Origin of the sequence: Streptomyces sp. NBC_00461, assembly GCF_036013935.1 — a bacterium.
Lineage (GTDB): Bacteria > Actinomycetota > Actinomycetes > Streptomycetales > Streptomycetaceae > Streptomyces.
On the sequence record NZ_CP107902.1, the window covers coordinates 5,823,796 to 5,835,559 of the forward strand.

Annotated in this window: 11 protein-coding genes and 1 pseudogene; 8 read left to right on the top strand and 4 right to left on the bottom strand. The window is 68.6% G+C overall.

The features are described from left to right. The first annotated feature begins 21 nt into the window (after positions 1 to 21). The gene (gene mqnC / locus OG870_RS27370; RefSeq protein ID WP_266589306.1) at positions 22 to 1,221 is read left to right on the top strand and encodes a cyclic dehypoxanthinyl futalosine synthase; all 1,200 of its coding nucleotides are present in this window, start codon (positions 22 to 24) and stop codon (positions 1,219 to 1,221) included. A 7-nt stretch (positions 1,222 to 1,228) separates the two neighbouring features. Next, a complete protein-coding gene (locus OG870_RS27375; protein ID WP_266519440.1) occupies positions 1,229 to 1,699 on the top strand; it encodes an imidazolonepropionase-like domain-containing protein in 471 nt (156 codons plus the stop codon). 87 nt (positions 1,700 to 1,786) lie between these two features. Here OG870_RS27375 and OG870_RS27380 read toward each other — a convergent pair whose 3' ends face one another. Then, positions 1,787 to 2,809 (bottom strand): chitinase, encoded by a 1,023-nt coding sequence (locus tag OG870_RS27380; protein ID WP_266844493.1) that lies wholly within the window; start codon positions 2,807 to 2,809, stop codon positions 1,787 to 1,789. A 304-nt stretch (positions 2,810 to 3,113) separates the two neighbouring features. Here OG870_RS27380 and OG870_RS27385 point away from each other — a divergent pair, with 304 nt between their 5' ends. The 4 genes and pseudogenes from OG870_RS27385 to OG870_RS27400 all read left to right on the top strand — a co-directional run bounded on the left by OG870_RS27385 (position 3,114) and on the right by OG870_RS27400 (position 6,746). Then, entirely contained in the window at positions 3,114 to 3,542 is a 429-nt protein-coding gene (locus tag OG870_RS27385; protein WP_266589312.1) for a hypothetical protein, read from the top strand. Positions 3,543 to 3,668: 126 nt separating this feature from the next. Continuing rightward, positions 3,669 to 4,727: pseudogene (locus OG870_RS27390) on the top strand (glycosyltransferase); the annotation flags it as partial. A gap of 175 nt (positions 4,728 to 4,902) precedes the next feature. Next, complete coding sequence (locus tag OG870_RS27395; RefSeq protein WP_266844489.1) at positions 4,903 to 6,027, top strand: acyltransferase family protein; 1,125 nt, start codon at positions 4,903 to 4,905, stop codon at positions 6,025 to 6,027. 23 nt (positions 6,028 to 6,050) lie between these two features. Then, on the top strand, positions 6,051 to 6,746 hold the full coding sequence (locus OG870_RS27400) for a demethylmenaquinone methyltransferase (protein WP_266519450.1): 696 nt from the start codon (positions 6,051 to 6,053) through the stop codon (positions 6,744 to 6,746). 74 nt (positions 6,747 to 6,820) lie between these two features. Here OG870_RS27400 and OG870_RS27405 read toward each other — a convergent pair whose 3' ends face one another. Further along, positions 6,821 to 7,144 (bottom strand): PASTA domain-containing protein, encoded by a 324-nt coding sequence (locus OG870_RS27405; protein WP_266520551.1) that lies wholly within the window; start codon positions 7,142 to 7,144, stop codon positions 6,821 to 6,823. A 172-nt stretch (positions 7,145 to 7,316) separates the two neighbouring features. Next, entirely contained in the window at positions 7,317 to 7,823 is a 507-nt protein-coding gene (locus OG870_RS27410; protein ID WP_266519452.1) for a GNAT family N-acetyltransferase, read from the bottom strand. Between the two features lie 99 nt (positions 7,824 to 7,922). Between OG870_RS27410 and OG870_RS27415 the strand changes: the two genes are divergently transcribed. Then, positions 7,923 to 9,215: a geranylgeranyl reductase family protein gene (locus OG870_RS27415; protein ID WP_266519454.1), complete on the top strand. Its 1,293-nt coding sequence runs from the start codon at positions 7,923 to 7,925 to the stop codon at positions 9,213 to 9,215. 609 nt (positions 9,216 to 9,824) lie between these two features. Here OG870_RS27415 and OG870_RS27420 read toward each other — a convergent pair. Further along, entirely contained in the window at positions 9,825 to 10,631 is an 807-nt protein-coding gene (locus tag OG870_RS27420) for a C40 family peptidase (protein WP_327691619.1), read from the bottom strand. Between the two features lie 767 nt (positions 10,632 to 11,398). Between OG870_RS27420 and OG870_RS27425 the strand changes: the two genes are divergently transcribed. Continuing rightward, the gene (locus OG870_RS27425) at positions 11,399 to 11,758 is read left to right on the top strand and encodes an NADH-quinone oxidoreductase subunit A (RefSeq protein ID WP_003992243.1); all 360 of its coding nucleotides are present in this window, start codon (positions 11,399 to 11,401) and stop codon (positions 11,756 to 11,758) included. The last annotated feature ends 6 nt before the right edge of the window (positions 11,759 to 11,764 follow it).

Here is an 11,764-nt window from a genome sequence, read left to right on the forward strand (position 1 = left end):
CTTGACGAAAGGGACGCCCCGGTGACCGAGAAGGCCGATCTTCAGTCCGTCCTCGACCGTGCCGCGGCCGGCGGACGGATCACCCCGGAAGAGGCCCTCGACCTCTACCGCGACGCCCCGCTGCACGCGCTCGGCGCCGCCGCGGACGCCGTACGCCGCCGCAGGTACGCGGGCACCGAGCACATCGCGACGTACATCATCGAGCGCAACATCAACTACACGAACGTGTGCGTCACGGCGTGCAAGTTCTGCGCCTTCTACGCCGCCCCCAAGGACACGGCGAAGGGCTGGACGCGCGACCTCGACGACATCCTGCGGCGCTGCGCGGAGACCGTCGAGCTGGGCGGCACCCAGATCATGTTCCAGGGCGGACACCACCCGGACTACGGCGTCGAGTACTACGAGAAGCACTTCGCCGCCATCAAGCAGGCCTTCCCGCAGCTCGTCATCCACAGCCTGGGGGCGAGCGAGGTCGAGCACATGGCGCGGATCTCGAAGGTGTCGGTCGAGGAGGCCATCACCCGCATCCACGCCGCCGGCCTCGACTCCTTCGCGGGCGCCGGTGCCGAGCTGCTCCCCGAGCGGCCCCGCAAGGCCATCGCGCCCCTCAAGGAGAGCGGCGAGCGCTGGCTGGAGATCATGGAGACCGCCCACCGGCTGGGCGTGGAGTCGACGTCGACCATGCTCATGGGCACCGGAGAGACCAACGCCGAGCGCATCGAGCACCTGCGGATGATCCGCGACGTACAGGACCGGACGGGCGGCTTCCGCGCCTTCATCCCGTACACCTACCAGCCGGAGAACAACCACCTGAAGGGCCGCACGCAGGCCACGCTCTTCGAGTACCTGCGGATGATCGCCATCGCGCGGCTGTTCATGGACAACATCCAGCACATCCAGGGCTCCTGGCTGACGACCGGCAAGGAGGTCGGCCAGCTGTCGCTGCACTACGGCGCCGACGACCTCGGCTCGATCATGCTGGAGGAGAACGTCGTCTCCTCGGCCGGGGCCAAGCACCGCTCCAACCGGCTGGAGATCATCGACCTGATCAGGAAGGCCGGCCGCGTCCCCGCCCAGCGGGCCACGACGTACGAGCACATCGTCGTCCACGACGACCCGGCCAACGACCCCGTCGACGAGCGCGTGATGTCCCACATCTCGTCCACGGCGATCGCAGGCGGCACGGCACATCCCGAGCTGAAGCTCCTCACCTCCAACTGACCTGCCCGTGCTGACGATTCACGCGGCGGACGAGGTCCGGTACGTCTGGGACGACCAGGAGCCGGTCAAGGACGGCCAGAAGCCGGTCAAGGACGGCGGCGTCCTCGTGACCGGCGGCCGGGTCGCGGCGGTGGGCCTCCTCGCCGACCTCATGGAGCAGCATCCGGACGCGCGGGTGCGGCGCTGGCCCGGCGTGCTCGGGCCCGCCCGCATCCACGAAGGCCCGCTCCCGGACGCCCCGTCCCCGCGTGAACGCCTCCACGCCGTACTGAAGTCGGGTGCGGTGGCGGTCCTGGCGCAGCACGTCGACTCACCCGAACTCCGGGCGGCGGCCGAGCGGAACGACGTGCTCGTCCTGCCGGCTGCCCGACCGACGATGCTGGACGAGACCGCCCGCGCCGACCTCGCGGTCTTCGACAGAACCGGCACCTGCATCGCAACGGTGTGCGCCGGCCGCCTGGTGCACAGACGGCGGTAAGGCTTTCAGAGGCACACGGCTGCAAGGCTTTTCAGGGGCGCCGGGAACTGCGCGACCAGCCACGAAGCACCCGCACACTCTCCGCTCTCAGCCCGCGAACGCCTCCCCGAACGCCCCCGAACTCTGCTTCACCCCACTGCAATTGGTGGCCGCATCGTCAGACGCAGAGTCGTCGTCCTCGCACTGCTGGTCCCGGAACGTCGACCACATCGACACCCACGCCATCCCCTTTTCCTCGGAGAACTCCCGCACCTGCGCCGCGTCGGAGAGCGTGAACGTCTCGTTGGCGATGTCGTTGTCGCCGATCATCGAGGTGAGCGCCATGCCCCGCCAGGCGGCCGTGTCGGACAGGCCGAAGACCTTCTTCAGCTGCGTGTGGGCCGCCTTGGCCGAGGTGAGGGCGTAGTCGCCCATGTCGTCGGTGTAGGACTCGCCGTAGTTCATGGTCATGAGGTTGACCGTGGAGACCTGGACGTCGTACTTGTTCGCGGATTCCAGGAGCGCCAGGCCGTCGGAGTCCAGGCCGGACGGCATGACCGGGAGCGTGAAGGTGACCTCCAGGTCGCTGCGCTCCTTCTGCAGCAGGGCGATCGCCTCCGAGCGCCGGGCGACCGAATCGGAGTGGGTCAGCTCGTCGCCCTCGATGTCGAAGTCGGCCTGGGTGGAGCCGGCCGCGTCCAGTGCCTTGCCGTACGCCTTCGCCAGCGCCGAAGCACTGTCGCAGGTCGACGCCAGCTCCTTGCCCGAGGCACCGCCGAAGGAGACGCGGACGGAGCCGCCGTCCTTCTTCAGCTTCGCCGTACGGGACTTCACCGCCGAGTCGGTCAGGGCGTCCTCGCCGTTCCACTTCGGCGTGCAGTCACTGCCGTCGGCGATCACGAAGGCCAGGTTGTACGTCGACGGGGAGCCGCTGGAGTCGTTGCCGGAGGCGTCCGTGGCGCTCACGTAGGGGGCGTACGACGTACCGGGCGACTCGGCGGGCGACGCGGTGCCGGACTTCCCGGGCTTCTGCGCGGCGTCCGTGGTCCCGCCCGAGCCCGCGGAACAGCCCGCCGCGGCCAGGGCGAACAGACAAGTGAGCCCGGCCGCCGACTTCCGGAAACTCGGCATTCGCATGCACCCGCTCTCGTGATTTCTGTCTCAAGCTCGAAACAAGGGCTCATTCGAAAGGGAAACGTCTCACACGGAGCCGGTGTTCACGAAACCGGCTCATGCACAGGAAACACAGGGGAGGAACGGGTTGGATCGGATTATTCCGGCAGGCGGAACGCGACATTCAACTCGTTCCCCCCGGTGTCGAGTTGCGCAGGAATTCCAGGGATTCCATAGGTGGGAGACAGCTTAAGGCGTTTCTCATATGCGCCTCACAACAAGACTCGATTCGGTCACATAAAGACTCCCTAACGTCTGGGGAATGCATTTCGAGCCTGCCATCGAAAACCGAGCGACCGCAGGTGGTCGCCGCCGCAAACGCGGCAGCGGGTCCGTCGAGGGGCCCGTGTTCGTTGACAACTCCGGGCGCCGCTCCAAGCTGCTGCGCCGGATGGGGCTTCTGGCCGGCGTCCTGTGTCTCGGGTACGCCGTGATCCTGGGCCTGGCCTTCATGGGCATCGGCACCGCGACCCCTTCCTCGCTGCTGCCCTTCGCGGGCGGAGGCCCGGTCGGTGCCCGCAACTCCGGCCCCCGCGGCGCCGATCCGCAGGGCGGCATCGGCGCCCCGCCCGTGAGGCCCAGCGGTACTCCGCCCACGGGCACCGCCACAGGCGAGCCGCCCGGCTCCACACTGTCCGCCTCCGCGCCCGCGTCCGCGTTCGCGTCCCCGTCCGCCTCCGCGGCCAACTGACCGGAACGCGGCCAGACCCATGACGACGACAACCACCTCTCGCGGCCGCCGCCGCGCCCCCACCCGTATGCAGCGGGCGGCGGGCAAGGCCGCTGCGCTGCAGAAACCGCGAGTCATCCTCGCCCTCACAACGAGAAGGAGTGCATCGCCAACACCCTTGGGTCACTGGCCGGGAGCACCCATCCGATCGAGATCATCGTGGTCGACGACGGCTCCACGGACGGCACGTCGGACATCGCCCGCGACGCCGCCGTCTCACTCGGCATGACGAACGTCCGCGTCATCCGCCAGGAGAACGCCGGAAAGCCGGCCGCCCTCAACAACGGTGTCCGCAGCGCCAGTCACGACATCGTCGTGATGATGGACGGTGACACGGTCTTCGAGCCGGACACCGTACGGCAGTTGGTACAGCCCTTCGCGGATCCGGCCGTCGGCGCCGTCGCCGGCAACGCCAAGGTCGGCAACCGTGACACGGTCATCGGCGCCTGGCAGCACATCGAGTACGTGATGGGCTTCAACCTCGACCGCCGCATGTACGACCTTCTGCGCTGCATGCCCACCATCCCGGGCGCGATCGGCGCGTTCCGCCGGGAGGCGGTCATCCAGGTCGGCGGCATGAGCGAGGACACCCTCGCCGAGGACACCGACATCACCATCGCCATGCACCGCGCGGGCTGGCGGGTCGTCTACCAGGAGCACGCCAAGGCCTGGACGGAGGCGCCCGGTTCGCTCAAGCAGCTGTGGTCCCAGCGCTACCGCTGGTCCTACGGCACCATGCAGGCGCTGTGGAAGCACCGCAAGTCCCTGACGGACAAGGGGCCTTCGGGGCGCTTCGGGCGCGTCGGGATGCCGCTGGTGGTGATCTTCCAGATCGCCACGCCGGTCTTCGCCCCGCTCATCGACGTGTTCACCGCCTACTCGATGGTCTTCGTCGATTTCACGGAGGCGCTCCTCGCGTGGCTCGCGGTGCTCGGCGTCCAACTCCTGTGCGCGGCCTACGCATTCCGGCTCGACCGCGAGAAGTACAGGTACCTGCTGATGATGCCGCTGCAACAGCTGGCCTACCGCCAGATGATGTACCTCGTCCTGATCCACTCCTGCATCACCGCCCTGACCGGCGGCCGCCTGCGCTGGCAGAAGCTGAAGCGGACCGGCGAGGTCGGGACTCCGGCGGGGGTGAGCTGAGATGGGTTCGCACAGGAGAGGCGTACCGCTCCCGGCTGCTGCCGCGACCGCATCAGGCCCCGCTGCCGGCGGTCGTTCCCCAGGGCGACGGGGATCCCTCCACGCGGGTGAAGGCGAGAGCGGGGGAGGGCGGGCGCAGCAGCCCGCAACGCCGGGCCCGCCCGTATCCGACCTCATGGGTTCCGGCCTCATGGGTTCCGGCCTCAAGGGTTCCGGCCTCAAGGGGTCCGGCCTCAAGGGCTCCGACTCCACCCCACAGCCCCAACGCCCCGCACGCGACCGCTACTTCGACACCCTCCGTGCCGTGGCACTCGTCCGCGTCGTCACGTACCACACCTTCGGCTGGGCCTGGGCCGGGATGGTCTTCCCGTCGATGGGGGTCATGTTCGCCCTGGCCGGCACCTTGATGGCGAAGTCGCTGGAGCGTCCGGCACTCAAGGTGATCAGGAGCCGTATGCGCCGGCTGCTGCCCCCGTTCTGGTTCTGGGGCGTCTTCGTGATCCTCGCGATGCTGATCCACGGCTGGATGCCGGGCTGGCAGATCGTCTACTGGATCGTGCCGCTCGGCGACCCGCCGGGCAACGCCTGGGGCACGCAGGCCTGGGAGATCCTCTGGTACCTGCGCACCTATCTCTGGTTCGTGCTGCTGTCGCCGGCCCTGCTGAGGGTCTTCCGGCCGGCTCCTCTCCCGGTCCTGTTCCTCTCCCTCGCCCCGATCCTGGTCGTGCAATTCCTGTGGGAGCCCCCGGACAACCGCTTCGGCAGCGCCCTGACGGACCTCGCGACCTTCCTCTTCTGCTGGATCCTCGGCTTCGCGCACCGCGACGGGGTCCTGCAGCGGCTGAAGCCGGCCGTCGTCGTCCTGCTGTCCGTCGCGGCGGTCGGCTACGGCGGCTGGTACGCCTTCACGCACCAGGCGGAGACGGGCTCGTACGACCTCGACGACATTCCGCTGGCCCAGGCCTTCTGGTCGGCCGGGTACGTCATGTTCCTGATGTGGGCCAAGGCCTACTTCCGCATCGACTTCGCCTGGCTCACCCGCCTCCGGCGCACCGACCGCATCGTCACGATCTTCAACGCCCGCGCCGTGACGCTCTACCTCTGGCACGAGATCGCGCTGATCCTCGCAGTCCCGCTGATCGACCAGTTCTGGAACGTGCCCGCGTTCGAGAAGTACCTTCCGCTGGAGAGCCAGTGGTTCGTGTTCGGCATCGGCTGGATCCTGATCGCGGTGTTCATCCTGTTGTGCGGATGGGTGGAGGACGTGGCCGCGAAGAAGAAGCCCAGGCTTCTTCCCTGAGGGCGGACTGCAACAATGGCGGGGTGACCCGCGCTTCCCTGAACAAGCAGCCGCACGAAGTCGCCTCGATGTTCGACGACGTGGCGGAACGGTACGACCTGACGAACGACGTGCTGTCGCTCGGCCAGGACCGGGTGTGGCGCAAGGAGGTGGCCCGGGCGGTCGACGCCCGGCCCGCACAGAAGGTCCTGGACCTGGCGGCGGGTACGGCGACGTCCTCGCTGCCGTTCGCGCGCACGGGCGCGTACGTCGTCCCCTGCGACTTCTCCATCGGCATGCTCCAGGTCGGCAAGAAGAAGCACCCCTGGCTGCCGCTGACCGCGGGCGACGCGACGAAGCTGCCGTTCGGGGACGATGTCTTCGACGCCGTCACGATCTCCTTCGGCCTGCGCAACGTGCAGGACTTCGACGCCGCCCTGCGCGAGATGCACCGGGTGACCAAGCCCGGTGGCCGGGTGGTGATCTGCGAGTTCTCGCACCCGACCTGGGCGCCCTTCCGCACGGTCTACACCGAGTACCTGATGCGGGCCCTCCCGCCGGTCGCGCGCGCGGTCTCCTCCAACCCCGACGCCTACGTCTACCTCGCCGAGTCCATCCGCGCCTGGCCCGACCAGCCCGCGCTTGCCGACCACCTGCAGAAGGCCGGCTGGTCGAAGGTGGCGTGGCGCAACCTCACGGGCGGGGTGGTGGCCCTGCACCGCGGGTTCAAGGAGGCCTGAGCCCCGCAGGGGCCGACCCTGAGCCCCGCACGGTTCCACCTGAACCCCGCGCGGGTCCGGGAGAGCCGGGCGGGTCAGGGAACGCGGAATCCGACGACGGCGTACGGGTCCTCCGGCTCGTCGAGTTCGCGCTGCATCCCGCCGCTGGGCGGACGCGGCAGGCGCGGTTCGCGCACACCGGCGCCGCCCCCGCCCTCACCCTCGCCGAAGTCGAACCACACGTAGACCATCGAGTCCCGCGGCACTTCGGCATTCGGCTGCGGGTACTGCCGTACGACGTACTCGACGACGGTCTGGTGGAAGTCGGGCCGGTCCGGCGCGTTGATGAACAGGCCGGTCGACTCGGCTGTCTTGCGCGCATCCATGGCCATCAGTCCGACAAGTCGCGGTACGCGCACTTCGGGTGTCTTGGGCGGTATGTGCACAGATGTCACCCCCAGCGGTACCTGAAGGGTAACTCCAGCCCGGCATCACCCGGAAGTGTCATGTGTCTTTCTGTAACAGTCGACTACGTTGAGTAGCCATCGGGGGTCGTGGTCGGGCGCCACGGCCGCTCGTCGCAGTCGGGCGTCACAGATCGAGCCGGTAGCAGTGCCCCTCCTGCTCCCGGGTCGGCGTCGTGAAGACCTCGGCGAGGTGCATGCCCAGCCGCCGCGTCACCGCGATCGACCGTTTGTTGCCGGCCAGGACCATCGCGACCACGTTCGGCACCTCCGCCGCCCGCAGCCGTTCCAGTGTCATCTGCGCCGCAGCGGTGGCGTACCCCTTGCCCCAGTACTGTCGCCCGAGCCGCCACCCGATCTCGATCTCGCCCTTGGGGCCCCAGTCCTGCGGCCACGGCTGGGCGCCGGTGAACCCGATGACCTGCCCGGACTCGCCGACCATGGTCCACAGGCAGAAGCCCCGCTCGGCGTCGTGTCGGCGCTGTCGGGCGGTGAGTTCCTCGTAGAGGGAGAGGTCGGCGGACCTGCCGCCGTGGAACTCCATGACGTCCGGGTCGTCGAAGACCCGGTGCCAGGCGACGGCGTCCTCGTCGGTGGGGACGCGCAGCCGTACTACGGGGAGAGCTCGGTTCACGAGGCAGCCCTTCAGCCGGGTGATCAATTCTGCTGAATAGACTGCCTGTGTCCAGTGCCGCTCGGCACAGAGATTTGTCGAACTTGGGGAGATCCCGCCGTGACCGTCGTGACCGAGCCGCTCTCCGAGAACACCGCCGATGTGATCGTCGTGGGCGCGGGGCCGGCGGGCTCCACGACCGCCTACCACCTCGCCAAGTCCGGCCTCGACGTGCTCCTGCTGGAGAAGACCGAGTTCCCGCGCGAGAAGGTCTGCGGCGACGGCCTGACCCCGCGCGCCACCAAGCAGCTCGTGGCCATGGGCATCGACATCTCCGAGGAGGCCGGCTGGCTGCGCAACAAGGGGCTGCGCATCATCGGCGGCGGCGTCCGCCTCCAGCTGGACTGGCCGGATCTCGCCTCCTTCCCGGACTACGGCCTCGTCCGCAAGCGCGACGACTTCGACGAGCAGCTCGCCCGGCAGGCCCAGAAGGCGGGAGCGCGCCTGTACGAGCGCTGCAACGTCGGGGCCCCGATCATCGACGACCGCACGGGCCGCATCACCGGCGTCCACGCCAAGCTCGGCGAGGAGAAGCGCGAAGTCACCTTCCACGCGCCGCTCGTGGTCGCGGCCGACGGCAACTCCACCCGCCTCTCCCTCGCGATGGGCCTGCACCGCCGCGAGGACCGCCCGATGGGCGTCGCGGTCCGGACGTATTTCGAGAGCCCCCGCCACGAGGACGACTACCTGGAGTCCTGGCTGGAACTGTGGGACCGCCGAGGCCCCCAGGACCGCCTGCTCCCCGGCTACGGCTGGATCTTCGGCATGGGCGACGGCACGTCGAACGTCGGCCTGGGCGTCCTGAACACCTCCGACTCCTTCAAGGAACTGGACTGGCGCGAGGTCCTGAAGGCCTGGTGCGCCTCCATGCCCGAGGACTGGGGCTACACGCCGGACAACATGACCGGCCCCATCCGGGGAGCGGCCCTGCCGATGGCGTTCAACCGCCAGCCCCACTACACCAAGGGCCTGCTCCTGGTCGGCGACGCCGGCGGCCTGGTGAACCCCTTCAACGGCGAGGGCATCGCCTACGCCATGGAGTCCGCCCAGCTCGCCGCCGACGTCATCGTCCAGGCCCACGCCCGCCCGACGGCCGCGAGCCGCGAACTGGCCCTCCAGCGCTACCCGCGCGTCCTGAAGGACACCTACGGCGGCTACTACACGCTCGGCCGCGCCTTCGTGAAGCTCATCGGCAACCCGAAGGTCATGAAGATCGCGGCCCAGCGCGGCCTCACCCACCCCATGCTGATGAAGTTCACCCTGAAGCTCCTGGCGAACCTGACGGACCCGACCGGCGGTGACGCGATGGACCGGATCATCAACGGCCTCAGCAAGGTGGCACCGAAGGCGTGACCGACGAGCCGCTCAGCGCCTCGATGTCGGCGGCCGGACCCGCAACCTCGTCGCCACGCGCGCGAAGGTGGCGCCCACCCGCACCGTGGGCCGCGCCGGCATCGAGGCCCTGATCGTCTGGGGCATGCTCGGCCGCGGTCCGGCCGGTGACGCCGACGTCGACCCAGCTCTGGGATGTAAGGGACTTCTCGCGCGAATACGGCGACGGACGGCGGCCCATGACTGCCGGTCCGCGAACATCTCCGGATGCGACAAGCCTGGCATCGGGTACGGCAAAACGCCCAAAGAGGCAGCAGGGGAGAGGTCGCGCCGACCTCTGGGACTAGCTGAAGGACGGCCTGAAGGGGTCCGCGCGCCGGGCCGTCAAGCCGTCAACGCCTTCCCGGGCGCGGACAATTCGGACGCTGAGCCGTGCGAGCTCCAGGAGCCGTGCTGTGCCGGCCGGCGAGATGGGCCCCTGAAGCGCGTCGACGAGGTCGGCCGCAAAACCGGGCCTGCCCAACACCTTCGACCTCGGACAGGGCCACAGGGGCTGTTGGAGAGTGCGCGGAGGGGCCGCTGCCCCCGAGCGGCTGCGGCCCCTTCCGCGCGACAAGTGCGTCCCGTGGGTCAGAGCACCCGCACCGCGCCGGTCGGCGGGTCGTAGGACAGCGGCCTCTCGACGACACCGCTCGACGGGTTCTGCGCGCCGACGAACATGCCGTCACCCACGTACACCGCCACGTGATAGGCGCTGCCCGCGCTGCCCCAGTAGAGGATGTCGCCCGGCTGCAGGTTGCTCAGCGAGACCTGCGTGCCGGCCGTCGACTGGTCCTGCGAGACGCGCGGCAGGCTGATGCCGATCTGCTTGAACGCGGTCTGCACCAGGCCCGAGCAGTCATAGGCGGACGAACCGGTGGCACCGGACACATACGCCTTGCCGACCTGCGCCTTGACGAAGCTGACGATCGCGGCGGCCGAACCCGTGGCCGTCGACGAACCCGTCGAGACGGTGGAGGTCGTGGACGCGGCGAGGGTGGTCCGCTCCGCGCTGCGGGAGACGGCCCGCTCGGCGGCGGCCTTGCGAGCGGCCTCGGCCTTCTTCTTGGCCTCCGCCTTCTGCTTCGCCTCGGCGAGGTCCGCCTTGGCCTGCTTCGCGGCGTTTGCGGCGGCCGTGTCACGCTCGGCCTGCAGCTGGTAGTTCGCGGCCGCCTGCTGCGTGGCGTCCGCGGACTGGGCGACCTGAGTGGCCAGATCGGCCGTCAGGGTGGGCAGTTCGAGCGTCTGTGTCACCGGCTCGGCGGCGTTCGCCGAAGCCGACGCACCCGCCGCTGCCATGCCGAGGACGCCACCGGTGACTCCGACGCGCACAGCGAGCGTCGTGGACGCTGTGCGGCGGGGTTTCCGGTGGCTGCGTATGTGAGCGGTGTGGGACATGAGAACAACCGGTATCAGGGGCTCCTCCATACCTTCAAGAAACGTGTGCTGCGCCACAGTTGTTCAATCGGCACTCCGAATACCTGGCCTCTCGACCTTTATTGACGCCGTAACGGACATTGCGGGCCAGGCCCGCTGCCCCTGTGATCACGGTCTTTCATCGTTACGCCCGAATTGCCCCGCGCCTACCACTGGTTGGGACCGGTGGCCAAGCCCCGTTCTCAGGCGCCTCTCACGGGTGTGGCGGAGGTCACGCAACGGTCTCGGCCCAGCCCGCGTCCCGCGCGAAGATCACGACCTGATTGCGCTCGGGTCACGACCGGGCTCCGCTCGTGAATGTGCGCACGCGTCCACACCGCATCACCCACCTCGCTCTGACGTGTGAACGCGAGCCACTACCAGGACGCCCCGTCCAACTCCAATTTGCATGCAGAGGAAGTCTCTTGATATTGAGACGACCCCTCCGAGCTGGGCCGACGAGCGGAAATGTCACCTCTGGTGACCACTCGGACGCTTCCAGTACGAAGATCACCGCTCATCCGACTTCATGATCCTTCGTCAGGTGGTGGAGATCACAAAGCTTGTGCAATACCCCGTGTCGCAGATCACAGAGCGGCGGGCATAAGATGCGAGGCAGTTGGGCTTGTGACCTGCTTCACATGTTCTCGATCTTCGCCGGGACGGGCGAGGTTGGAGTGACGTATGAGGTCGGTGTGAGTCCGCCACCATCGCCAGCAGTCAGTGCCGACTGAGAGGAGCGAGGAGCGGTGAACGCATATGCGCCCATCCTCGTACTGGGAGCCCTCGGGGCAGGCTTTGCGATCTTCTCCGTGGTCATGGCCACGCTGATCGGTCCGAAGCGGTACAACCGGGCCAAGCTCGAGGCCTACGAGTGCGGGATCGAGCCGACCCCCACGCCGGCCGGCGGCGGGCGCTTCCCCATCAAGTACTACCTGACGGCGATGCTCTTCATCGTCTTCGACATCGAGATCGTCTTCCTCTACCCCTGGGCCGTCACCTTCGACGCCCTGGGGATCTTCGGGCTCGTGGAGATGCTGCTCTTCGTGCTCACCGTCTTCGTCGCGTACGCGTACGTATGGCGGCGCGGCGGCCTGGAATGGGACTGAGGGGCC